At 59.2% G+C, this 22,445-nt stretch carries 24 protein-coding genes; 17 read left to right on the top strand and 7 right to left on the bottom strand.

Annotated elements, in window-relative coordinates; translation table 11 throughout:
* Positions 1–29: 29 nt before the first annotated feature.
* From ACR0AI_RS01810 to ACR0AI_RS01740, 15 genes are all read left to right on the top strand, one after another.
* Positions 30–1,211, top strand: coding sequence for an ammonium transporter (locus tag ACR0AI_RS01810; protein ID WP_480671113.1), 1,182 nt, complete (start codon positions 30–32; stop codon positions 1,209–1,211).
* Positions 1,212–1,352: 141 nt separating this feature from the next.
* The gene (locus ACR0AI_RS01805) at positions 1,353–2,030 is read left to right on the top strand and encodes an orotate phosphoribosyltransferase (protein ID WP_170458556.1); all 678 of its coding nucleotides are present in this window, start codon (positions 1,353–1,355) and stop codon (positions 2,028–2,030) included.
* A 259-nt stretch (positions 2,031–2,289) separates the two neighbouring features.
* Complete coding sequence (locus tag ACR0AI_RS01800) at positions 2,290–3,780, top strand: replicative DNA helicase (RefSeq protein WP_480671115.1); 1,491 nt, start codon at positions 2,290–2,292, stop codon at positions 3,778–3,780.
* Positions 3,781–3,886: 106 nt separating this feature from the next.
* Entirely contained in the window at positions 3,887–4,930 is a 1,044-nt protein-coding gene (locus ACR0AI_RS01795) for a Hint domain-containing protein (protein WP_480671117.1), read from the top strand.
* A gap of 218 nt (positions 4,931–5,148) precedes the next feature.
* Positions 5,149–6,183, top strand: coding sequence for an alanine racemase (gene alr, locus ACR0AI_RS01790; protein ID WP_480671119.1), 1,035 nt, complete (start codon positions 5,149–5,151; stop codon positions 6,181–6,183).
* Entirely contained in the window at positions 6,180–6,962 is a 783-nt protein-coding gene (locus ACR0AI_RS01785; RefSeq protein ID WP_480671121.1) for an MlaE family ABC transporter permease, read from the top strand. The genes alr and ACR0AI_RS01785 overlap by 4 nt, the downstream gene beginning before the upstream one ends.
* Positions 6,959–7,705, top strand: coding sequence for an ABC transporter ATP-binding protein (locus tag ACR0AI_RS01780; protein WP_170764502.1), 747 nt, complete (start codon positions 6,959–6,961; stop codon positions 7,703–7,705). The genes ACR0AI_RS01785 and ACR0AI_RS01780 overlap by 4 nt, the downstream gene beginning before the upstream one ends.
* 66 nt (positions 7,706–7,771) lie before the next feature.
* The gene (locus ACR0AI_RS01775) at positions 7,772–8,968 is read left to right on the top strand and encodes an adenylate/guanylate cyclase domain-containing protein (protein WP_480671123.1); all 1,197 of its coding nucleotides are present in this window, start codon (positions 7,772–7,774) and stop codon (positions 8,966–8,968) included.
* A gap of 83 nt (positions 8,969–9,051) precedes the next feature.
* Complete coding sequence (locus tag ACR0AI_RS01770) at positions 9,052–9,498, top strand: paraquat-inducible protein A (RefSeq protein ID WP_480671125.1); 447 nt, start codon at positions 9,052–9,054, stop codon at positions 9,496–9,498.
* Positions 9,499–9,653: 155 nt separating this feature from the next.
* Entirely contained in the window at positions 9,654–10,436 is a 783-nt protein-coding gene (locus ACR0AI_RS01765) for a kinetochore Spc7 family protein (RefSeq protein WP_170483510.1), read from the top strand.
* A 120-nt stretch (positions 10,437–10,556) separates the two neighbouring features.
* The gene (gene radA / locus ACR0AI_RS01760) at positions 10,557–11,921 is read left to right on the top strand and encodes a DNA repair protein RadA (RefSeq protein WP_480671127.1); all 1,365 of its coding nucleotides are present in this window, start codon (positions 10,557–10,559) and stop codon (positions 11,919–11,921) included.
* A gap of 40 nt (positions 11,922–11,961) precedes the next feature.
* On the top strand, positions 11,962–12,552 hold the full coding sequence (locus ACR0AI_RS01755) for a CvpA family protein (RefSeq protein ID WP_170373879.1): 591 nt from the start codon (positions 11,962–11,964) through the stop codon (positions 12,550–12,552).
* Positions 12,553–13,153: 601 nt separating this feature from the next.
* Positions 13,154–14,677: an amidophosphoribosyltransferase gene (gene purF / locus ACR0AI_RS01750; RefSeq protein WP_170373881.1), complete on the top strand. Its 1,524-nt coding sequence runs from the start codon at positions 13,154–13,156 to the stop codon at positions 14,675–14,677.
* Between the two features lie 221 nt (positions 14,678–14,898).
* Complete coding sequence (locus ACR0AI_RS01745) at positions 14,899–15,147, top strand: hypothetical protein (RefSeq protein ID WP_480671130.1); 249 nt, start codon at positions 14,899–14,901, stop codon at positions 15,145–15,147.
* Positions 15,148–15,189: 42 nt separating this feature from the next.
* On the top strand, positions 15,190–15,834 hold the full coding sequence (locus ACR0AI_RS01740; protein ID WP_480671132.1) for an SDR family NAD(P)-dependent oxidoreductase: 645 nt from the start codon (positions 15,190–15,192) through the stop codon (positions 15,832–15,834).
* A gap of 59 nt (positions 15,835–15,893) precedes the next feature.
* Here ACR0AI_RS01740 and ACR0AI_RS01735 read toward each other — a convergent pair whose 3' ends face one another.
* The 4 genes from ACR0AI_RS01735 to ACR0AI_RS01720 form a co-directional block, all read right to left on the bottom strand.
* Positions 15,894–16,736, bottom strand: coding sequence for an ATP-binding protein (locus ACR0AI_RS01735; protein ID WP_480671134.1), 843 nt, complete (start codon positions 16,734–16,736; stop codon positions 15,894–15,896).
* 119 nt (positions 16,737–16,855) lie between these two features.
* Positions 16,856–17,731, bottom strand: a complete 876-nt coding sequence (tatC, locus tag ACR0AI_RS01730; RefSeq protein ID WP_170373885.1) for a twin-arginine translocase subunit TatC — start codon at positions 17,729–17,731, stop codon at positions 16,856–16,858.
* Positions 17,728–18,186 carry a Sec-independent protein translocase protein TatB gene (gene tatB, locus ACR0AI_RS01725; protein ID WP_480671136.1) on the bottom strand — a complete coding sequence of 153 codons (459 nt, stop codon included), beginning with the start codon at positions 18,184–18,186 and terminating at the stop codon, positions 17,728–17,730. Before tatB ends, tatC begins: the two co-directional genes overlap by 4 nt.
* 6 nt (positions 18,187–18,192) lie before the next feature.
* Positions 18,193–18,408, bottom strand: coding sequence for a twin-arginine translocase TatA/TatE family subunit (locus ACR0AI_RS01720; protein WP_170373887.1), 216 nt, complete (start codon positions 18,406–18,408; stop codon positions 18,193–18,195).
* A gap of 218 nt (positions 18,409–18,626) precedes the next feature.
* Here ACR0AI_RS01720 and ACR0AI_RS01715 point away from each other — a divergent pair, with 218 nt between their 5' ends.
* Both ACR0AI_RS01715 and ACR0AI_RS01710 read left to right on the top strand, forming a co-directional pair.
* Positions 18,627–18,929: a hypothetical protein gene (locus ACR0AI_RS01715; RefSeq protein ID WP_170466595.1), complete on the top strand. Its 303-nt coding sequence runs from the start codon at positions 18,627–18,629 to the stop codon at positions 18,927–18,929.
* Positions 18,930–18,950: 21 nt separating this feature from the next.
* On the top strand, positions 18,951–19,622 hold the full coding sequence (locus tag ACR0AI_RS01710) for a helix-turn-helix transcriptional regulator (protein ID WP_170717863.1): 672 nt from the start codon (positions 18,951–18,953) through the stop codon (positions 19,620–19,622).
* Between the two features lie 63 nt (positions 19,623–19,685).
* Here the strand turns inward: ACR0AI_RS01710 and ACR0AI_RS01705 are convergent, their stop codons facing one another.
* The 3 genes from ACR0AI_RS01705 to surE form a co-directional block, all read right to left on the bottom strand.
* Positions 19,686–20,867, bottom strand: coding sequence for a peptidoglycan DD-metalloendopeptidase family protein (locus ACR0AI_RS01705; protein ID WP_480671138.1), 1,182 nt, complete (start codon positions 20,865–20,867; stop codon positions 19,686–19,688).
* 64 nt (positions 20,868–20,931) lie between these two features.
* Complete coding sequence (locus tag ACR0AI_RS01700) at positions 20,932–21,582, bottom strand: protein-L-isoaspartate(D-aspartate) O-methyltransferase (protein WP_170373891.1); 651 nt, start codon at positions 21,580–21,582, stop codon at positions 20,932–20,934.
* Positions 21,579–22,361: a 5'/3'-nucleotidase SurE gene (gene surE, locus ACR0AI_RS01695; RefSeq protein ID WP_480671140.1), complete on the bottom strand. Its 783-nt coding sequence runs from the start codon at positions 22,359–22,361 to the stop codon at positions 21,579–21,581. Before surE ends, ACR0AI_RS01700 begins: the two co-directional genes overlap by 4 nt.
* Positions 22,362–22,445: the final 84 nt, after the last annotated feature.

The raw sequence follows: 22,445 nt of genomic DNA, 5'->3' as shown, positions 1-22,445 counted from the left end.
GCCCAAACGGCAAAAAAGGAGACCGGCCCATGAACGGAGCCGATACAGCCTGGATCATTGTGGCAACCGCACTGGTCCTGTTCATGACATTGCCGGGCCTTGCCCTGTTCTATGGTGGGCTTGTGCGTGCCCGAAATGTCCTCAGCGTGTTTATGCACTGCTTCTCGATTGCCTGTTTAATGAGCATCCTTTGGCTGGTCGCGGGCTATTCCATCGCTTTCGGGCCCGGTGAAAGCGGTCTGTGGGGTGGCTTGGACAAAGCGTTCCTGACCGGTGTCGATGCCGACAGCCTGGCGGGCACCCTACCCGAAATCCTGTTCTTTGCCTTTCAGATGACCTTCGCGATCATCACCCCCGCCCTGATCGTTGGCGCCTATGTCGAGCGGGTCGGCTTTGGCTTTGTCCTCACCTTCTCAGGCTTGTGGATGCTGCTGTGCTACGCGCCGGTGGTCCACTGGATCTGGGGCGGCGGGATTCTGTCCGATGGCGGCATTCTGGGTGAGATCGGTGTGCGCGACTTTGCTGGGGGCATTGTTGTTCACGAGACCGCCGGTCTGGCCGCGTTGATCATCGCCGTGATCCTCGGTCCGCGCCGCAACCGCACGACGCCTCCGCACAATCCGGGCTTTGTCATGATCGGTGCCGCGATGTTGTGGGTCGGCTGGTTCGGTTTCAACGGCGGCTCGCAACTGGCTGCTGACGGAGGCGCCGCGATGGCCATGACCGTCACACATCTGTCCGCCGCAACTTCATCCCTGACCTGGGCACTGTGGGAGAAGATCCGCTTTGGCAAGGCGTCAATGGTCGGCCTGGTCACAGGCACCATTGCGGGTCTGGCCTCAATAACTCCAGCCTCGGGCTTTGTGGGCCCGGTACAGGCGCTGATTATTGGTGCCGTTGCAGGTGTTCTGTGTCAGGAGGCCGTATTTGTCATCCGCAACAAGCTGAACATTGACGACACGCTGGACGTCTTTGCCGTGCACGGTGTCGGAGGCATCTTTGGCACTCTGATGATCGCGCTGTTTGGCCTAGGCACATGGACAGCACAGCTTGGAGGCCTTGTGATTGTGGGTGCCTTTACGGCAGTTGTCACCTTTGTGCTGATCAAGGTGGTTGCAGCCATCACCCCGCTTCGCGTAGACGCCGAGACCGAGACAAACGGCCTCGACCTGTCGGTCCACGGCGAGCGTGCCTATGACATGAGCAGCTAAGCCCACCTTGGTTGCGCATCGCCCGCAAGGGCAAAAGCGGACCTGTCGCGGGTCCGCTTTTTCTTTGTTCGGCCCTCTCGACTCCGGGCCGATGGACAGGCTATCAGCCCGCAACACTCTTTCAGCCCCGAGGTTTGCGCCATGATCCCCAGTTCATTTCCCGACAGCTCTGAAATCGCCCGCCTGACCGCGCGGATGCTGCTGGAAATCAAGGCCGTGCATTTCAATTCGCGTGAGCCGTTCACTCTGGCTTCGGGCCTGCCAAGCCCCACCTATATCGATTGCCGCAAGCTGATCTCATACCCGCGTATCCGCTCGACCCTGATGGACTTCCTGACCGTTACCGTGATGCGCGAGGCAGGGTTCGAGGCGTTCGACAATATTGCGGGCGGCGAGACGGCCGGCATCCCCTTTGCCGCCATGGTCGCCGAGCGGATGGCCCTGCCCATGACCTATGTACGTAAGAAGCCCAAAGGTTACGGCCGAAACGCCCGCATCGAAGGCGCGATGAGCGAGGGTGAGCGCGTGCTGCTGGTCGAGGATCTGACCACCGATGGCGGCTCCAAGCTGTCCTTCGTGGACGCAATCCGTGAAACGGGCGCGACTTGCGGCCATACCGCGGTGATTTTCTACTATGGCATCTTCCCCGAGACCGAGAAAACCCTCGGCGATCACGGCGTGAAGCTGCATTCGCTGTGCACCTGGTGGGACGTTCTGGCCGAGGCCAAGGCACAAAAGGCCTTTGACGAAGAGACCCTTAGCGGTGTCGAAGCCTTTCTGAACGACCCGCGCGGGTGGCAGGACGCGAATAAATCGTAAAATTCGGTCTGTGGGTAAGCTGGGGATATTTGATTTTCGAATCGATCCACAGCGCGCCTATCTAGTCGAATTTCGCGCCCATCACACCAAATGTTGCGATAGTTTTCGTCCCGTGCAAAACTGGGCGGAAGTTATCCCCATTCAGATGGGCAGTTATCCCGAAGCCGGGGGCGGTTATACCAACTTACCCCCATTCATTTGCAGATAGCTTGAACCGGGGCTTGGCGTGTAGAACCTCGGAACGGGCAGCGGGGACAAGATGAACGAGATCAGCAGTATCGAGCAGGCAGCGGCGCAGATTCAAAACGCCGAGACCATGCCGCATTCCATTGAGGCCGAGCAGCAGCTTCTGGGCGCGATCCTGACCAACAACGACCTTTATGACCGGGTTGCTTCGATCATCGGGGCCGAGCATTTCTACGACCCGGTTCACTCACGGATTTACGAGGTCGCAGCCAATCGCATCGCCAAGAATGCGCTGGCTTCACCAGTGACGCTGAAATCCTTCATGGCAGATGATGAAGGCCTTAAGGAATTGGGCGGGCCCGCCTATCTGGTCAAGCTCGCCGGGGCCTCGATCAGTGCCTTCGCGGTGCATGACTATGCCCAGATGATCTATGATCTGGCGATCCGGCGCGAGTTGATCCGTCTGGGCCGGGACATCTCGGACAAGGCGGCGCGGGTCGATGTGTCCAGCGAGCCCAAAGAACAAATCGTCGAGGCCGAGCAACAGCTCTATCAGCTTTCCGAGCAGGGCCAGACCGAACAGGGTTTCCAATCCTTCCTCAAGGCGGTCACAGAAGCCGTCAACGTCACCAACGAGGCGTACCAGCGCGGTGGCGGCATGGCGGGGATTTCCACCGGTCTGGCCGACTTGGATAAACAGTTGGGCGGGTTGCACCCCTCGGACCTGATCATCCTTGCGGGTCGTCCGTCGATGGGTAAAACCTCGCTGGCGACCAACGTGGCGTTCAACGTGGCCAAGGCCTATAAGCGCGGGCTGAAACCCGATGGCAGCGAAGGCGCGATTGATGGCGGCGTCGTGGGCTTCTTCTCGCTCGAGATGAGCGCCGAACAGCTGGCGGGTCGTGTTCTGGCCGAAGCCTCGGAAATCTCCAGCCACAAGATCCGTCAAGGTGACATGACCGAGGCCGAGTTCCGCCGTTTCGTCGATGCCGCTAAGGAACTGGAAGCCTGCCCCCTTTTTATCGACGACACCCCTGCCCTGCCGATCTCGCAGCTTGCCGCCCGCGCGCGGCGGTTGAAGCGGACGCACGGGTTGGACCTGCTGGTGATCGACTATCTGCAGCTGTGTCGGGGTATTTCCGACAACCGTGTCAATGAGATCGCCGAGATCTCGATGGGCATGAAAGCGATTGCCAAGGAACTGAACATCCCGGTCATCGCCCTGTCCCAGCTCAGCCGTCAGGTGGAAAGCCGCGACGACAAACGCCCGCAACTGTCTGACCTGCGGGAATCGGGCTCGATTGAACAGGATGCCGACGTGGTGATGTTCGTGTTCCGCGAGGAATACTACAAGGAACGCGAAAAGCCCGGCGATCATGAGCTGGACAAGATGGAAGAGTGGAAGCAGGCCATGGAGCGCCTGCATGGCAAGGCCGAGGTCATCGTCGGCAAGCAGCGCCACGGCCCCATCGGTACGGTCGAGCTGTCATTCGAGGCGCAGTTCACCCGCTTTGGCAATCTGGTCAAGCCCTGGCAACAGGGCGGCGAGATCGAAGGGTACTAAAAGTCACCGTAAATATTCAAACAGCCGATTTTGAATGGTAATCGTCGTGTGTTAGTGTGTACTGAATGACGGCACGTATTGCCGGATTTTAGCAAGGCCTACGTCATTGCCCGCGATCATTTCGGAAATACGATACAGAAACGGGCCGAATTTTGCGCCGGACGGGGATTTCATCGAAATCCGCGTTCCCACAGGTACGGATGTCTCGGGCCTGAGGGTGCAGGTTTACAACGCCAATGGCTCCGTCCGAAGCTCCACGGATGTCGACACGGCACCTGTGAACACGGTCAGCGGTTTCGACTATTACGTGGTCTCGGCCCGCATCAACCGGCTGGGCGCGGTGTCGCTGGACGACAATGGCACGGTGCTGAGCTTTGTATCCTTCGACAATCAGGTCACCGCAAATGGGGGCGCGGCCAGCGGGCTGACCTCAACCCAGATCGGCAGCAACGGAACAGATGATACCTCGTCCCTGACCTCGACCGATGGGGTGAATTTCGTTGAGAACCCCAACCCAAGCCCCGGCGCGCCCTGTTTCACGGCAGGCACTCTGATCACCACGCCACGTGGTAACGTTCCCGTTGAGACACTGTGTGCCGGAGATCAGGTCCTGACCGAAGGTGGCCCGCCCGAGACCCTGCGTATGACCCTGTCGCGCAGCCTCAACCGGGCCGAGTTGATAAAGACCCCACGGCTATTTCCGGTTCGCATCGTCGCTGGAGCGCTTGGACAGTCGCTGCCGAAACGCGATCTTCTGGTCTCGCGCCAACATCGGATGCTGATCCGATCTTCGATTTCGCAGCGCATGTTCGGGACCGAATCCGTTTTGGTCTCGGCCGTTCAATTGACCCGGATGCCCGGCGTTTTCGTCGACACCAGTGTCTCGCAGGTGACCTATCACCACCTTGTGTTCGACCGCCACGTGGTGCTGTTTGCCGAAGACGCGCCCAGCGAAAGCCTGTTTACCGGCCCGCAAGCGCTGCAATCCATGGATGACGCCTCACGCGAGGAGTTGATGCTGCTTTTCCCGCAGCTTGCCCTCTTTGCCGCCCCACAGCCCGCGCGCTACATCCCAAGCAACAAACGCCAGCGCAAATTGGTGACCCGGCACCTTAGCAACAACAAGCCCCTGCTGGACGGGCGGCAATAGACCGGCACGGGTTGCTCTGAACGATCCGCCTTGCCAAGGGCCTTTGACTTGTTTCGTAGCACAATCCCATTGTGCGCATCCCGACCAATCAAAAGCCCCTCAAACCTGCCCAAATTCCTGCTTCAGAAGGCCGTATGTCGCCTATCTTGCGGGTTTTCCTGACAGGTTATGTACGATCCCCTCTTGACCTGACCCGATCCAGTGTCATGAACAGCATCATGAGTACCGCACGTTTGACCATCAATCTTCAGGCGCTTGCCAGCAACTGGCGGGCGCTTGACGCGAAAACGGATGTCGAAACCGGCGCCGTTGTGAAAGCTGACGGCTATGGCCTGGGGGCCGAACCCGTGGCAGCAACCTTGGCCGAAGAAGGCGTTCGCAAGTTCTTTGTCGCCGTGGCCGAAGAAGGCGCCGCCGTCCGCCGCGCCGTCGGGCCGGGGCCGATGGTCGCCGTGTTCTCGGGCCATATGGAAGGCGATACCGAACTGCTGCGCGATCACGACCTGACGCCGCTGCTGAACTCGGGCGCGCAATTCCAACGCCACCAACAGGCTCTGCCTGAACATGGGTTCGGCATCCAGCTTGACACCGGCATGAACCGTCTGGGGTTGGAGCCCGCCGACTGGGCCGAGTTGCGCCCTCAGGCCGAGGCGTTGAACCCGGCGGTTGTGATGTCCCATCTGGCCTGCGCGGATGAGCCGGACCACCCAATGAACCAGCAACAGCTGACCGCGTTTCGCGGGATGACCGAGGGTATGACGGCCCCACGGTCTCTGGCTGCGACCGGAGGCACTTTGCTGGGGCCTGAATTCCACTTTGACTTCTGCCGCCCGGGCATCGGCCTTTATGGCGGGATGCCCTTTGCCGACGCCAAGCCCGTCGTCACCGTCGATCTGCCGGTCGTGCAGGTGCGTGACGTCGCGGTTGGAGAGACCGTAGGCTACGGCAACAGCTGGACGGCACGCCGCCCGTCCAAGATCGCCACCGTCACCGCCGGATACGCCGACGGCCTGCACCGTGCCATTGGCGGCGGCATTGATGCCTTCGCAGGCGATAAGCCCTGCCCAGTTGTCGGCCGTATTTCGATGGACCTGATCACCATCGATGTCACCGATCTGGGCTTTGAGCCCGAGAAACTGCGCATCCTCAACGGACATCAGACCGTCGATGATCTGGCCGAAGCCGCTGGCACAATCGGTTATGAAATCCTGACCTCAATGGGCCGCCGTTATTCACGAGGGTACGTGGAATGAACCCGCTGTCTCTGCTGGGTGGGTTGGGCCGCACAGTTCTGACCCTGCTGGCTGCGTTTGGGCGCGTGACGCTGTTCGCTCTGGACTCGCTGTCGCACATCCTGCGCCCGCCCTACTACCCGCGCGAGATCGCGATGGCGCTGCTGAATATCGGCTGGCTGTCGCTGCCCGTGGTCGGCCTGACCGCCATCTTCACCGGCGGCGCGCTGGCCCTACAGATCTATGCAGGCGGCGCACGGTTCAATGCCGAGGCCGTGGTCCCTCAGATCGTTGCCATCGGCATGGTGCGAGAGCTTGGACCGGTGCTCGTCGGCCTGATGATCGCGGCGCGCGTGACCTCCTCCATCGCCGCCGAAATCGCCACAATGAAAGTGACCGAACAGATTGACGCGCTGGTCACCTTGTCGACCCACCCGATGAAATATCTGACCGCCCCGCGTGTGCTGGCGGCGCTGATCACAGTGCCGATCCTTGTCGGTATCGGAGACATCATCGGCATCATGGGCGGCTATACGGTGGCGACGCAGAACCTCGGGTTCAACCCGGCTGCCTATCTGCAAAACACGGTGAACTTTCTTGAAGCCCGCGACATCGTCTCATCCTTGGCCAAAGGGGCCGCTTTCGGCCTGATCGCGGCAATCATGGGCTGCTACTACGGCATGAACTCGGGCCGGGGCGCACAGGGCGTGGGCCGCGCCACCAAAGGCTCGGTCGAGGCCGCAGCCGTGCTGATCCTCGCCGCCAACTTCGTTCTGACAGGAGTGTTCTTCTCGCTATGATCCGGATGGAGAACGTCAAAAAGTCCTTTGATGACAATCACGTGCTGCAGGGCATGAACCTTGAGATCCCCAAGGGCACCTCGATGGTGATCATCGGAGGGTCAGGCACGGGTAAATCGGTCGCGCTGAAATGTATCCTTGGTCTGATCAAGCCCGACAGCGGCATGATCTATGTCGACGGCAAGGACGCCAGCAAAGGCGACCGAGACGCATTTCTGGCGCGCTTTGGCATGTTGTTTCAGGGCGCGGCCCTTTTTGACTCACTGCCCGTTTGGCAGAACGTGGCCTTCCGTCTGCTGCGCGGGTCGCTGAAACGCCCCACGGAAGAGGCGCGCGAGATCGCAATCGAGAAACTCCGCCGCGTGGGCCTGAAATCCAACGTCGCTGACCGCTTTCCGTCCGAGCTGTCGGGCGGGATGCAGAAACGCGTGGGCCTTGCCCGCGCCATCGCCGCCGAACCCGAGATCATCTTTTTCGACGAGCCCACGACGGGGCTGGACCCGATCATGTCCGGCGTCATCAACGATCTTATCCGCGAGATCGTGACCGAGATGGGCGCAACCGCCATGACCATCACCCACGACATGACCTCCGTCCGCGCAATTGCTGACAATGTGGCGATGTTGCATGACGGGGTGATCCAGTGGACTGGGCCTGTGGGTCAGATGGATGCCTCGGGCGATCCCTATCTGGAGCAGTTCATCAGCGGGAGTGCGGAAGGGCCGATTGAGGCGGTGCGGTGATAAAACCAGTCGATCAATTCGCTAATTTCGAGTAAAGTTTGCTCTCAAGCAATTTTGAGCATCCATATGGTCGACAGTATAAAAGTTGGCTCCATTGTAGACTGGCTAGTCGCGGGAGCACCCCCGCCCAAGTCAATTGAAGAACTTTTGTTAGAGTGCTCTTCTCGTCTTATCGACGCTGGGGTGCCGCTTTCTGCATGTGTGGTTAACGGTATTTTCGTACATCCTCAAATCAGAGGTATTCGGTACAGCTGGACACGAGAAAAAGGTGTCAGAAGAAGAACTTTTGATCATTCCTTTATGAAATCGCCAGAGTTCCTCGAAACGCCGCTTTCCAAGATGATTGAAAATCCCGAAGAGATTCGTTTTCGCTTTTCGAGCGGAAAGACGCGAGTTACGTCAAGGTTTCAAAGAGCCTACAAAGACTTGGGATATAGCGACGTCTTGATTTTACCTCTAGTGAACACTGACGGAAGCGCCACGGGAAACATAGAGTTTTCGACTAAAAATGCAGGAGGCTTCAATGGCCAGCAAGTTGAGGCTCTCAATGCGCTCCGGAACCCAATTGCAAGGCTGAAGGAATATCACACCGAGCATTTTGACAAAAAATTTGTTCTGGAATCCTATGTCGGACGCGAACCATGCAAAAAAATCCTTAGCGGCAAAGTAAGTCGAGGTGAAGGCGAAGTGGTTACCGCGGTTGTCTTGTTTGCGGACCTTTCGGGCTTCACTCAGATTGCTGATGCATCAAATTATGAGAGCGTGTTGGGAACTCTTAATTCCTTTTTTGGAATCGTCGGGCAGAACGTCGAAAAGTACCAAGGTGAGATTTTAAAATTCATTGGAGATGGAGTCTTAGTAATTTACAGCTCTTCATTTTCTAGAGACGCGCAAAAAGCAGCTGCGCAATGTGCCTTAGCAACTGTTGAAGATATAAAAAAAGAAATGAAAGCTCAATTTCCAGAGAAGCAACTTTCGTTCAAATCGTCCCTCCATGTAGGCGAAGTGTTCCTAGGAAACATTGGAACAGAATCGAGATTAGACTTTACTGCGATAGGGCCAGCAGTGAATTTAACAGCGCGGATGCTCGAAGAGGCGACCAAACAAGGTATCAAGATGATATGTTCTGCTGCTTTTCAAGATCTTCTTGACGACGTCGAAACGGTTGCGATGGAGCGTGAGCTTCGTGGTTTCAAAAAAAGCCAAAAAGTCTACCAAATTCGGAACTACTCCATCCCTGCAACGTGGAAAGGATTCTCATAGTGTCAGCCAGATCAGTTTGTACATGACTATTAAGGACTCAGTACTTTGTACGTTTTCGTGTATCTGCGTTCTTGTTCGAGACTATGACCCTCCGCCTCGCTACCCTCTCCCTCCTGATCCTCTACCCGATCGCGTGGTTCGCGCCTTTGATGCGCGCGGGCCTGCTGCCGATCTTCGGCTTATCCGAAATCAGCGTCATCACCGGCCTGCAATCTCTCTGGAAATCCGACATCTTCCTCGCGCTGGCCGTCACCGTATTCGCCCTCTTCGCGCCCTACATCAAAACCATCGGCACCGCCCTGATCCAATGGGACCTGCTAGATGCCCGCGTCCAACCCGCACTGAACATCCTCGGCAAGCTCGCCATGGCCGATATCTTCCTGATCGCGCTCTATATCACGCTGGCCAAGGGGATCTCTTACGCGACCATCGAGACGGCCTGGGGCCTCTACCTTTTTACCGGCTGCATTCTGGCCTCGATCGTGCTGGGATATATTACCGAGATGACATTCACTTCACGAAAAGCTTAGACCGTGTTGATTGAAAACACATTTCTAAGTATCATCTTTATATTTCGAGCAGCAAAATTCTAGTGTGTACGGGTCCACAGAGGATCACCTTGCGTGTTTGATATGTCCTCCGCTTCGGCCCGTTTTGTATCGGTTTGAGAAGGAGATGGACGACCATGCCCGCCCTCAACAACATTACATTGCAATTTCAGAATGCCTTTTTAAGACTGACTTTTTTCATGATCTGCATCGCGGCCCTTGGCGCGGTGGTTGCAACTTCACTTTCGGCGCTAGGAGTTTTGCCCTGGCTGTCCCTTCAGGCCGGGTTCGGCCAGACCGGCGTGATCGACGCTGGTATTTTTGTTCAGATCGGCCTGACCTGCCTGATTCTTATGCTCGGCTTTTACCTGCCCTCCAGCGCCCGGATGATGGCGCTCGAGAACGCGCACAGGAAGTTTTCGCTGAACATGCAGGACATCGTCGAAGCGTACCAAGTCGCCCATGCTGCAGATCGCAGCGGCGTTTTCGCTCTGGCGTCGGAATTCGATGCGGTAAAAGAGCGTATGGCCTTTCTGCGCGACCACCCCGACCTTCAGGCGCTCGAGCCTGAAATCCTGGAAACCGCCGCTCAGATGAGCCAGATCAGCCACGAACTGGCGGAAACCTATGGCAACGACCGGGTCGAACGCGCCCGGATGTTCCTGAAACAGCGGCAGGAAGAGGTCGAACTGTTCCAGCAACGGATCGAGGACGCCCAGACCATCCTGCACGAACTCAGCCAATGGACCCGCGATATCGAGATCGAGGAATCCATCGCCAAATCCCAACTGTCGCGCTTGCGGGATGAACTTTTCGAACTTCTACCTGAGCTTTCGGCACAATTGCAGACACCACCCGACGGCAGCGACCCAAGCGCCTCCAGCGTGGTCGCCATGTCGCCCCCTCGCGCGGCGGAATAGGCGCGTCAGCGCCCGCCGCACCCGATGGCCCGCAGGGCCTGAGGGCGCGGCGCGCCACCGGCGGAGAGGAAAGCCCGCAAGGGCTTGAAGAACCGCCCATCCTCGGGCACCAAAGGCCTCATGGCAAAGACGACTTCTTTCTCCTGTTCGGCCTGCGGCGCGACACATACAAGATGGTCCGGGCGATGCGACGCCTGCGGCGAATGGAACACGATCACCCAGGACGTGCCCCTGTCGGCGGGCCCGGCAAAGAAATCCCTCGGCGGCAAGCGGGGCCAGTCCATTGCACTCACGGACTTGTCGACCGAGGAGACCCCGCCACCCCGTACACTCAGCGGGGTGGATGAGCTTGACCGCGTTCTGGGCGGCGGCCTCGTCCCCGCCTCGGCCCTGCTGGTGGGCGGAGACCCTGGCATCGGCAAATCCACCCTTCTGCTGCAAGCCGCCGCTCGGTTCGCGCGCGCGGGCGTCAAAACGATCTATGTCTCGGGCGAAGAAGCCAGCGCGCAGGTCCGCATGCGTGCCCGCCGTCTGGGGCTCGAGGATGCGCCGGTTCAACTGGCCGCCGAGACCAATCTGCGCAACATCCTGACAACGCTTGAGTCCGAAAAACCCGGCCTCGCCATCATCGACTCGATTCAGACCATGTGGGCCGACAATGTGGACAGCGCGCCCGGCTCCGTGTCACAAGTCCGGGCTGCAGCGCATGAATTGACCACGTTTGCGAAACGACACGGTGTGTCGATCGTGATGGTCGGTCATGTCACCAAAGAGGGCCAGATCGCGGGCCCGCGCGTCGTTGAACATATGGTCGACACCGTTCTCTATTTCGAAGGCGAACGCGGCCACCAGTTCCGTATCCTGCGCGCGGTCAAAAACCGTTTCGGCCCCGCAGATGAGATCGGCGTGTTCGAGATGACGGGCAAAGGGCTGGCGCAGGTCACCAACCCCTCGGCCCTGTTCCTGTCCGAACGCGGCACGCCCAGCCCCGGCTCGGCCGTTTTTGCCGGGATCGAGGGCACCCGCCCCGTCTTGGTGGAATTGCAAGCCTTGGTTGCCCCGTCGCCGCATTCGCAACCCCGCCGCACTGTCGTCGGCTGGGATAGCGGACGGCTGGCGATGATCCTCGCCGTGCTTGAGGCCCGCTGCGGAATCCCCTTCGCGGGTCTCGACGTCTATCTGAACGTGGCCGGAGGGCTGAAGGTCAGTGAACCCGCCGCCGATTTGGCCGTTGCCGCAGCGTTACTAAGTGCACGAGAAGACAGCGCCCTGCCTGCTGATACGGTCGTTTTCGGAGAAATCTCGCTATCCGGGGCACTTAGACCAGCCCCTCAGACCGAAAACAGGTTGAAAGAAGCACAAAAACTTGGTTTCACATCGGCAATCGCTCCGGCGGGCGGCAAAACCGGCACTGTGGCAGGTCTGACACTCACCCGACCCTCTGATTTGGTGGGGTTTGTTGGCGAAACCTTCGGAGCAGGTTAAAGTCCGGCCCTGAGGGGCAGAAAAAGAACAGGCGAGGGCCATGGAAGGTTTTACAATTATTGACGGGGTTGTGGCCCTGATCATCGTGCTGTCAGGCATTCTGGCCTATTCGCGCGGTTTCATGCGCGAGGTTCTTGCCATCGCGGGTTGGGTGGCAGCAGCCGTTCTGGCATTCATCTTCGCACCGCAGGCCGTGCCGCTGGTCAAAGAAATCCCGGTGGTCGGAGATTTCCTGCGCGACAGCTGCGAATTGTCCGTCATCACTGGCTTTGCAGCCGTGTTTGCAATCGCCTTGATCATCGTCAGTATCTTCACGCCGCTTTTTTCGTCGCTGGTGCAACGGTCGGCCTTGGGCGGTCTGGATCAGGCCCTTGGCTTCTTCTTCGGCATCGCACGGGGCATCCTGCTGGTCGCTATCGCGTTCTTTGTCTACGACACCGTGATGACCGGCCAGTCCTACACTCTGGTAGATGAAAGCCGCTCTGCCAAGGTGTTCGAACAGTTCAGCACCCAGATCGAAGAACAAAACCCCGAGGCAGCGCTGGGTTGGGTCACGGCACAATACGAAGAGCTGGTTGCCAGCTGCACCGCAGGCGACGCGGCCCCTGCTGCGGAAACCACCGACAGCTAATTCATACAGAATGTTATTCGAAAAGCCCGGCCTCGCGCCGGGCTTTCTTTCATTGAACGAACCCCTCACCCCCGCAGACCGTACAGCGGATGGTTTTCAACCCGAAACAGCCATCACAGCGGCTGGAAATCGGTTTACCCAGAATATCTCGGCTTTTGACCACTTCACCCGCGCCCTTGCAAATCTCACACGGCGCACGCCCCATGCCGCGGCACCGATGGCACCGCCTTTTGGGCGGCTCATCTTTCTTGTTTGGTGAGCGATCCTGCCACATTCTGGCCCCCTCCCCGATAAGATCCGCGATGAAATTATGCATATGTCAGCACAAATGAATTCATATGTCACCACGCCGCAACTGAAGAAATCAGAACTGCGGCCTGTAGAAATGTGATCCTTTGATGACAGCCGCGTTCTAAGGCAGTATGTGGAGGCCAAACTGCCACGGAATCGGAGCTGTCGGGTTTGTCCTTTCAATGTTCATCTGCCTGCAATGCGGTGATAATGCACCGTCTGGCTTGCAAGATACGAACGGTACGAGCCCTCCCTGTCCGGCAGTCACTCAACCCTCTGGTCAAAACGTCATAGAAATTGGAGCCCGTACATGTGTGGGATTTTGGGGATCGCAAGCCGGACACATGATGTGTTTGCGGAAATCTATGACGGGCTGCTGATGCTGCAGCACCGGGGGCAGGATGCCTCTGGGATCGTTACATACAACGGTGAGTTCTTTCGCGAGAAAAAAGCCAACGGTCTGGTCAAGGACGTGTTCAACGCGACGGATGCCGAAACGCTTCTGGGCAAGGTCGGCATGGGCCATGTGCGCTATCCCACCGCAGGGTCGCTCAGCGCGTCCGAGGCGCAGCCATTTTTTGTCAACGCGCCCTACGGGATCTATCTGGTCCATAACGGCAACATCACCAACACCGCCGAGCAACGCGAAAAGGTCACCGGCAAGTACAGCCGTCACCTGCGCACCACGTCAGATTCCGAGATCCTGCTGAACGTTCTGGCCGACAAAGTGGCCGACGCGATCAAAGTGAACGGAAACGCCGAGCCCATCCGCAACATCTTTGCCGGAGTTAAGATGACGATGGAGCGTGTGCAAGGCGCTTACTCGGTCATCTGCCTTGTCGCCGGTGTTGGCATGCTGGCCTTCCGCGACCCGCACGGCATTCGTCCCCTTTCGGTCGCAATTCGTGAGACCGAGGGCGATGGCAATGACTACGCCTTCGCCTCTGAGGATGTGGCCTTTGGCATCAACGGCTTTACCAAGATCCGTGACCTGAACCCGGGCGAGGCCATCCTGATTGATCTGGACGGCAACATGCACGAGTTTCAGGCCGTCGAAGGCAAGTTGACGCCCTGTATCTTCGAATATGTCTACCTCGCCCGTCCGGATTCCCTGCTGGACGGCGTCTCGGTCTACAAAACCCAGATGCGTATGGGGCAAACGCTGGCCAAACAGATTCAGGACTCGGGTCTTCAGATCGACCGGATCATCCCGGTTCCCGACAGCGCCCGCCCCGTGGCGCTTGAGGCCGCCAAGATCACCGGCATCCCCTATCGCGAAGGTCTGGTTAAGAACCGCTATGTCGGTCGGACATTCATCATGCCCGGTCAGGAAGAGCGCCAGAAATCCGTTCGCCGCAAGCTGAACGCCATTCCACTGGAGTTCAAGGATCACAATGTCCTGCTGATCGACGACTCGATCGTGCGCGGCAATACGATCAAGAAGATCGTTCAGATGTGTCGTGAAGCCGGGGCCAAGAAGGTCTACATCGCCAGCGCCTCGCCCCCGGTGAAATACCCCAATGTCTATGGCATCGACATGCCCACCAAGCACGAGTTGATCGCCAATGGCAAAGAAATCGAAGAGATTCGCGAAGAACTGGGCGCGGATGCTCTGTTCTATCAGAACCTCGACGATCTGATCTGGGCCGCCAAAGAGGGCAACCCCGAGATTGAGGCGTTCGACTGTTCCTGTTTTGACGGCAACTACATCACCGGCAGTGTCAGCGGTGACTATCTCGACAGTCTCGAAAACAGCACCCGCGTCAGCAAAAAGCGCGAAGACATGCAGGTTGTCGGTGGGTCGTGGAACGCGGCGAAACTGGCGTCGGGCTAAAGAGACAACGCGAATCGGAAAACAACGCAGGCCGAGGGCATCGCCACGGCTTTGGCTGGATTTTGCCGATAGGAATGGCCTGATTGCAAAGGCTTCTGGCCGCCTCACCCCGCCGTGATCTGATGAGAGCGGGGTGATCTTTTGATTTACTTTGCGGTTTGGTAGGCAGCTCTTCACCACCACTCACAAAAGGGGTTCGAACCCGGTTCGAGCCGCAAAAAATGCCAAATGCCAATGTCAAAAGCGCGGCCACGCAGCGGGGCGCGTTGAAAAGAAATTCGGTCTCGGTTCTGGGTGTCTTTGGCCCGAAAGCCGAACTGCGCGCGTTGATGCGCTTGTCATCGGGGCGTTTAAAAGAGGTCAAGCCAGGAAGCCGCGTGGCGTCGGGCACCGTTGTCGCCATTGATGAACACGGGATCATGCTGCGACAAAGCGGCCAGACCCGCCGGATTGGAATTCCGGGGGGCTAGCGCCCTCTTGACGACCCGCGCGCGGGCGTTCAAACCGCTGCCATGACCGATCAGACCAAAATTGCCCTCGTCACTGGGGCCTCTCGCGGGTTGGGCGCAGCCCTGGCCGAAGCACTGGCCCCCGAGTATCACATCGTCGCCGTCGCCCGCACCACCGGCGGGCTGGAAGAGCTGGACGACCGGATAAAAGCCAAGGGCGGTTCGGCCACACTTGCGCCCATGGACATCACCGATGCCAACGCGATGGCCACCCTGTGCAGGGGTATTCATGATCGCTGGGGCAAAGTGGATTTGTGGCTGCACACGGCCGTCCACACTTCGGCCCTCACACCGGCGCATTTCGTTGATTCCAAAGAGTGGGCAAAGGCGATGAACACCAACGCCAATGCCACCTCGGTTCTGATCCCTTATGTGACGCCTCTATTGGGTGAGGCCGGGCATGCCGTGTTCTTTGATGACCCCAAAGCGGGCGAGAAGTTCTACGGCATCTACGGCGCCACCAAGGCCGCCCAGATGGCTCTGGCACACAGTTGGCAGGTTGAGACTGAACGGACTGGGCCCAAAGTGTCGATTGTGGAGCCTGCCCCGATGCCGACAGCCGTGCGCGCGCGGTTTCACCCCGGTGAGGATCGCGATGTGCTGACCAGCACAGCGGATGAAGCGGCTCGGATTCTGGCGTTGTTGTAGGGAATGGCCCTTTGGGCCATGCCTCCGGCGGAGGTATTTTTAGCCAGATGGAGCTGGGATCACGCGATATGGACGCCGTTGCGCCCGGCGAGATCGACGAAGAATTGCCACGCAACACGGCCCGAGCGTGACCCGCGCGTCGCCTGCCATTCGATGGCTTCCGCGCGCAGGGTTTCCGGCTCGACCGACACATTGTAGGCCGCGCAGTAACGGTCGATCATGGCGAGGTATTCGTCTTGGCCACAGGGGTGGAAGCCCAGCCACAGCCCGAAACGGTCGGAGAGCGAGACCTTTTCTTCGACCGCTTCCGACGGGTTGATAGCACTGGAGCGTTCGTTCTCGATCATGTCCCGTGGCATCAGGTGGCGGCGGTTCGAGGTGGCGTAGAACACCACGTTTTCGGGGCGGCCTTCGATGCCTCCGTCGAGTACGGCCTTGAGCGACTTGTAGTGCTGGTCGTCATGGCTGAACGACAGGTCATCACAGAACAGGATGAACCGGTGCGGCGCGGCGCGCAGGTGGTTCAACAGGCGCGCGACCGAGTTCATGTCTTCGCGTTGAAGCTCGACCAGTTTCAGACCGGGATACTCGGTTTGCAGCGTACCGTGAACGGCCTTTACGAGGCTGGATTTGCCCATCCCCCGCGCGCCCCAGAGCAGCGCGTTGTTGGCTTTGTACCCCGCCGCAAAGCGCCTTGTGTTGTCCAGCAGGGTATCGCGTGAACGGTTGATACCTACCAATAGATCCAGGTCCACGCGGTTGACCTGAGGGACAGGCGCTAGCCGGTCAGGCTCAACCTGCCAGACGAAAGCCGGCGCGGCATTGAAGTCCGGAGCCGCCAAAGGGGCCGGAGCCATCCGCTCTAACGCGTCTGCGATACGGTTCAGGGCTTGGGTATCCATGGTGGCCTCCGGGGTCTTATTCCAACGGTGTCAAACCACGTTCGGCTTTTGGCAACAAGGGGTTCCAACGAAAAAGGCGCGCCTGTCATGGGCGCGCCTGTCTTGGGAACAGCAAGAGACTACTTCCCGTCTTCTTCCTGCATCAGGTCCTCATCCGCTTCGGCCTCGTCATCATAGTAGCCATCCGCGCGGAGTTGTTCTTCGCGTTTCTTCTCAACCCTGGCGACGAGGAAGATCGACACCTCATAAAGGCCGTAGACCACCACGAACAAAATGATCTGTGTGATCACGTCGGGAGGGGTCACTAGCGCAGCAAGCACCAGAATAGCAACCACCGCGTATTTACGGACACTACCCAGCCCCTCAGCCGTGACCAGCCCCGCCTTGCCCATCAGCGTAAGCAACACGGGCAGTTGGAAACACAGCCCGAAAGCCACGATGAACTTGATCGTCAGGTTCAGGTATTCCTGAGCGGAGCCTTGGAACACCACACTAAGCGGTGCCGCGGTGGCGCCATCCACGACGGCCTCTCCTTCAGCGCCGAACTGCTGGAACCCGAGGAAAAAGTCATAGGCCAACGGCGTTACGACGTAGAACGCGAAGCTTGCCCCCAACAGGAACATGAAGGGCGAGGCCAACATGAACGGCAAAAAAGCGTTCTTCTCGGACCTATAAAGCCCCGGAGCAACAAAGCGCCACATCTGCATCCCGATATAGGGGAACGCAAGAATGAAGCCTCCCAGCAGCGACACCTTGATCGCAACAAAGAAGCCTTCCTGCGGCGAGATGAAGATCAGCCCGCAATCCTGCCCACGTTCATTAAGCACCTCGCACAAAGGATGCGTCAGGAAGTTGAAAAGAGGCGTCGCAACCGTGAAACAGATGATCATACCGATCAGAAACGCCACGACGCAGTGAATGAGTCGTGTGCGCAACTCGGCCAGATGCTCGATCAGCGGGGCCGAGCTGTCTTCGATTTCGTCGGTCTTGCTCATGTCTTGTTCTCAGTGTTCAGCGCGGCTTCAGCCTCTTCGGCCTTGGCCAGCGCGTCAGCGGCTTCTTTGGCCTTACGTTCGGCAGCGGCGCGGGCGGTTGAGGCTTGAATCTTCTTGGCCTGTTCAGCCCGCTCAGCCGCCAGCTTGCCCGTTTCGCTTTCAGGATCGAACTTGGTAGGGTCGATACTGCTGCTGAGATCCTGGGCGGCCTTTTTCACACCGTCCATCGCGCTGTTCACGGGATTCGTGGCCGCGTTCAGGCCTTTCTTGATCTCGTTCACACCCGCCTGATCGGCAGCCTCGTTCATGGCGCTGGTGAATTCACGCGCCATGCCCCGGGCCTTGCCGACAAACCGACCGACATTGCGAAACAGCACGGGCAGGTCTTTCGGCCCCACCACAATCAGGGCAACGATGCCGATGACCAGAAGCTCGGTCCAGCCCAGATCAAACATCCGGGTTTAGACCTTGTCTTTCTCGGTTTCGGGCGTGACGTCCTTGGCCACTTCCGCTGCGTCCTGCTCCAGCTCGTCCGCGCCTTCCTTGACGCCTTTCTTGAACGAGGTGATGCCCTTGCCCACTTCACCCATAAGCGAGCTAATCTTGCCGCGGCCAAACAGCACCAGCACCACAACAGCGATCAGCAGCAGGCCGGGAAGTCCGATATTGTTGAGCATGTTTATTCTCCGTCACAAAGGCGCACTGCGCCTGAACCCTTTTCTGACCCCGTGTTTACGCGGCAAGCCGCGTTCTCAAAAGGTGATCGAGCCAATTCTGGCGGCAAATTTGATGTGATCTTGCGGATTCATGGCCCTCGCTTTTCTCAACTGACAGGTTTATGTCAGTTGTAACGGGCTAGGACAGCGGTATCGCAACCTGGTCAACGGAGAAACACATGACCCATGTCGCCGAAATCGTCACCTTCACCCTGGCCGAGGGCACCTCACCCGAGGCCTTCGTCAAACTCAGCCAATCGACCGAAAGTTTCGTTCGCGCAGCACCCGGCTTTGCCCATCGCCACCTCAGTCAAGGGGAAGACGGTCGCTGGACGGACTATGTCGTTTGGCAAGATATGAAGGCCGCTCAGACGGCGGCTGCAGAATTCCCGCAACAGGAGTTTGCACCGGCCCTGATGGCAGCCATCAACCCCGAAAGCCTGCAGATGCGGCATGAGGCAGTCCTATGGAACATGACCTGATGCAGGTCAGAACGGCGTATCATGCGCCGCACTGATCGACTGTTCGATATCATCCAGATCCTGCGCGACGGCAAACTGCACCGCGCGCAGGACATCGCGGACCGGCTCGAGGTGTCGGTCCGTACGATCTATCGCGATATGGACACATTGGTCGCCTCGGGTGTTCCCGTTGAAGGCGAACGCGGCGTGGGTTACATGGTTCGCGAGCAGATCACCCTGCCCCCGCTCAACCTGACCACGGCCGAGCTTGAGGCACTGAACCTCGGGATGGCCATCGTCGCCGAAGCAGCTGACCCGGACCTGAAAGCCGCGGCCGAGTCACTTGCAGAAAAGATTGACGCTGTACTGCCCACGCAGGTTGTGGCCGAGGCCGATACTTGGAAATTTGCGGTCTACCCCTTCGCCGACGCCGCGCGTGGGTTGGCGCATATGGCCCCGCTGCGCGCCGCCATCAAAACCCGCCAGAAGCTGCACCTGTCCTATCGCCGCATCGACGGCACCCTGACCGAGCGCACTATCCGCCCCCTCCATATGGAATACTGGGGCCGCGTCTGGACCCTCACCGCATGGTGCGAGCTGCGCAACGGCTTTCGCGTTTTCCGCATCGACCTTATCGAAACCGTCACCCCCCTGCCCGAGCTTTTCACAGACGAGCCAGGAAAACGCCTAAGCGACTTCGATCCACACGGGTGATCCGCCCTTCATCTGGCTGAAAATATCCCCGCCGGAGGCACGGCCCGGAACGGGCCATTCTGGTCACCTCAGATAAGGTTCAGGATCAACCGACTCAAAACCTTTGCGGACTTCGAAATGAACATACGCATTGTCGCCGCCGCGCAGTTCCGCCAATTTCTGCCCCCGCCGCACGCGATCACCTTTCTTGACGGTGATATCGTCGACATTGGCATAAACCGTCAGCAAGTCATTGTTATGCTTCACAACGATGATCGGTACCTGATCGGCATCTGCGGTAATCGCCGCCACTGTGCCTGCCTCGGCTGCAGTGACCGACGTGCCCGGAGCGGCCGCGATATCGATGCCTTCGTTCTTACCCTTGTCATATGTCCGGATAATATTGCCCGCGACCGGCAAGGACAGCGCGGAATTGCCGGAACTTCTGGTCGGCGCTTCAGCTGTGACATCCGGCGCCTCGGGCGCCTCGGCCAAAGGCGCGACCTGCTCATCCGGTAGTGGCTGGGTCGCACTCGGCGGTGTCGGCGTCGGAGATCCCTGCCCCGGCTGCGTCACCTCTGTTGCTGCGACCGGAGCCGCTGCCGCCGCCTGACGCGGGGCAGCCTGGTTCTTCACCGGAATCAGCAGATACTGCCCCTCACGAATGGCGAAATCCGGTCCCAAGCCGTTCCACTCTCCCAGAGCTTCAACCGGCACCTGATAGAGGCGCGAGATGGTAAAGGCCGTCTCGCCCCGCTTCACCTTGTGGCGCACCGGCTCTGGACCAGAAGCGACCGGTGCAGGCGTTGGCGCCGGTTCGACCGGCTTCAGCACCGTCGTCTGCACCCCGCCCGTATCCGGGGCCTGATCAATCGCGTTTCCAGCGATTGAGGCAATATCCACGCCGCTTGACGCGCCAACAGATCGCGGTAGGGCCAGAACCTCGCCCTCGCGCAGCGTGTCGGTTGTCTGCAAACCGTTGAACCGCGACAACTCACCTTCTGGCAGGCCGACCCGGGCCGCCACATCGCGGACGGTATCGCCCCGGCGTGCCACGGCGACCTGATAGTTCGGATAGGTGATCACCCCGCGCGCGTCGGGCGTAGGGCGGCTGGTGGTGGCGGATTGCGCCGCATCCGTGGTGGAAAACCCGCCGAGTTGTCCGCGCAGGTCGTAATCCAACGGCCCCTCGCACCCGGCCAGAATGGCCAGAGCCGCAACTCCTGTCGCACAACGGCGCATCGTTGATTTGGTAACTGCTCTCATGACTTTTGTCCTCAACACCTGCCCCTGTTATCCGGGGTTCCGGCGATCCATTCCCAAAAACCTGTTACGTCTCGTCCTTGCCAAGCCCTTCAAGCAACGGCACGAACCGAACCGACGTCAATTCATCATAGTCCAGACCGGTCTCAGTGCGCGTCACCTTGATCAACTGCTGCACCGCATCCGACTGCCCGACGGGTAGCACCATGATACCCCCGATTTTCAGCTGCGCCAAGAGCGGGCCTGGCGGGTCCTCAGCCGCCGCAGTCACGATGATCCGATCAAAGGGTGCCTGTTCCGGCAAACCGAACGAGCCATCCGACAGCATCGACGTGACATTGGTCAGCCCCAGTTCGGCAAACAGCTTGCCGGTCTCGCTAACAAGCCGCCTGTGCCGTTCAACCGTGTAAACGCGACGCGCCAGTTTCGCGAGGATCGCCGCCTGATACCCCGACCCGGTCCCGATCTCGAGAACAGTGTCACGCGGACGCACATCCAGTGCCTGTGTCATCAACCCCACCACCGAGGGCTGGCTGATCGTCTGACCGCAGGCGATGGGCAGCGGCATATCCTCGTAAGCGCGGTCGGCGAACAGGCCGGTGACGAAGCGCCCCCGGTCGACCGCTTCCATCGCGGCCAGGACACGCGCATCGGTCACGCCTCGCTTTCGCAGGGCGAACAGGAACTGCATGACGGTTTCTGGGTCCAGTCCACTCATTCGATCGACTTCAATGCCTCTAGCGTGTCATGCGCGGTCAGATCCGCGCGCATCGGCGTGACCGAAATATAGCCTTCCAGATTGACCGCCGCATCCGTGCCGGGCGCGGTCGGATTGTGCTGATACCCGCCCTTGATCCACAGAAACCGCCGCCCCGAGGGCGAGCTGTGTGGCTCGACCGAAAAATGCGTATCGCGGCGGAACCCTTGCGGGGCAACGCGGGTGCCCAGAACCTCATCGGCGGGAACGGGCGGGAAATTCACATTGTAGAACAGGCGGTAATCGCCTTGTTCCGTGGGCGTCGCGTCCAGAATGCGGCGCACCAGATCGGCGCCAAAGCGACTGGCGGCCTCGAACGGATCCTCGAGCCCCAGATTGCGTGGGCCGAAATACTGCGACAAGGCAATGGCCGGCACGCCCTGCAAAGCGGCCTCCATCGCGCCGCCAATGGTCCCTGAATAGAGCGTATTTTCCGCCGAGTTGTTGCCCCGGTTCACGCCAGACAACACCAGATCGGGCGGGCAGTCTCTCATCACGTCATGCAAGCCTGCCAACACACAATCCGCCGGAGAGCCTTCGGCCGCAAATCGCCGCTCATCCAGTTTGGCGACCATCATGGGATGGGTGTAGCTGATGCAATGGCCGACACCGGATTGCTCGAACGCCGGGGCCACGACCCAGACCTCGCCCTCTGGTCCAGCCAGATCCTTTGCAATCGCCTGAAGCGTGATCAGCCCCGGCGCATTGATGCCATCATCATTGGTAATCAGAATACGCATGACCGTCCCACCCCCGCGTTTCGCCCTTGATAGACCCGACCCCGCGTTGCGGCAAGCAATGCAGGCCCGCAATCTGCGGCTTTC

Source organism: Ruegeria sp. BG3 (assembly GCF_056538485.1).
Note: the sequence above shows the minus strand (reverse complement) of the source record. Positions and strands in the feature narration are given on the sequence as shown.

Coding starts and splice junctions, on each gene's coding strand:
- ACR0AI_RS01805 (WP_170458556.1), top strand. CDS start 1,353: ATGATCCCCAGTTCATTTCCCGACAGCTCTGAAATCGCCCGCCTGACC.
- ACR0AI_RS01775 (WP_480671123.1), top strand. CDS start 7,772: ATGGTCGACAGTATAAAAGTTGGCTCCATTGTAGACTGGCTAGTCGCG.
- ACR0AI_RS01710 (WP_170717863.1), top strand. CDS start 18,951: ATGCGCCGCACTGATCGACTGTTCGATATCATCCAGATCCTGCGCGAC.
- ACR0AI_RS01700 (WP_170373891.1), bottom strand. CDS start 21,582: ATGAGTGGACTGGACCCAGAAACCGTCATGCAGTTCCTGTTCGCCCTG.
- purF (WP_170373881.1), top strand. CDS start 13,154: ATGTGTGGGATTTTGGGGATCGCAAGCCGGACACATGATGTGTTTGCG.
- radA (WP_480671127.1), top strand. CDS start 10,557: ATGGCAAAGACGACTTCTTTCTCCTGTTCGGCCTGCGGCGCGACACAT.
- tatB (WP_480671136.1), bottom strand. CDS start 18,186: ATGTTTGATCTGGGCTGGACCGAGCTTCTGGTCATCGGCATCGTTGCC.
- ACR0AI_RS01810 (WP_480671113.1), top strand. CDS start 30: ATGAACGGAGCCGATACAGCCTGGATCATTGTGGCAACCGCACTGGTC.
- ACR0AI_RS01770 (WP_480671125.1), top strand. CDS start 9,052: ATGACCCTCCGCCTCGCTACCCTCTCCCTCCTGATCCTCTACCCGATC.
- ACR0AI_RS01715 (WP_170466595.1), top strand. CDS start 18,627: ATGACCCATGTCGCCGAAATCGTCACCTTCACCCTGGCCGAGGGCACC.
- ACR0AI_RS01800 (WP_480671115.1), top strand. CDS start 2,290: ATGAACGAGATCAGCAGTATCGAGCAGGCAGCGGCGCAGATTCAAAAC.
- ACR0AI_RS01705 (WP_480671138.1), bottom strand. CDS start 20,867: ATGAGAGCAGTTACCAAATCAACGATGCGCCGTTGTGCGACAGGAGTT.
- ACR0AI_RS01745 (WP_480671130.1), top strand. CDS start 14,899: ATGCCAAATGCCAATGTCAAAAGCGCGGCCACGCAGCGGGGCGCGTTG.
- ACR0AI_RS01755 (WP_170373879.1), top strand. CDS start 11,962: ATGGAAGGTTTTACAATTATTGACGGGGTTGTGGCCCTGATCATCGTG.
- surE (WP_480671140.1), bottom strand. CDS start 22,361: ATGCGTATTCTGATTACCAATGATGATGGCATCAATGCGCCGGGGCTG.
- ACR0AI_RS01735 (WP_480671134.1), bottom strand. CDS start 16,736: ATGGATACCCAAGCCCTGAACCGTATCGCAGACGCGTTAGAGCGGATG.
- ACR0AI_RS01785 (WP_480671121.1), top strand. CDS start 6,180: ATGAACCCGCTGTCTCTGCTGGGTGGGTTGGGCCGCACAGTTCTGACC.
- tatC (WP_170373885.1), bottom strand. CDS start 17,731: ATGAGCAAGACCGACGAAATCGAAGACAGCTCGGCCCCGCTGATCGAG.
- ACR0AI_RS01720 (WP_170373887.1), bottom strand. CDS start 18,408: ATGCTCAACAATATCGGACTTCCCGGCCTGCTGCTGATCGCTGTTGTG.
- ACR0AI_RS01780 (WP_170764502.1), top strand. CDS start 6,959: ATGATCCGGATGGAGAACGTCAAAAAGTCCTTTGATGACAATCACGTG.
- alr (WP_480671119.1), top strand. CDS start 5,149: ATGAGTACCGCACGTTTGACCATCAATCTTCAGGCGCTTGCCAGCAAC.
- ACR0AI_RS01765 (WP_170483510.1), top strand. CDS start 9,654: ATGCCCGCCCTCAACAACATTACATTGCAATTTCAGAATGCCTTTTTA.
- ACR0AI_RS01740 (WP_480671132.1), top strand. CDS start 15,190: ATGACCGATCAGACCAAAATTGCCCTCGTCACTGGGGCCTCTCGCGGG.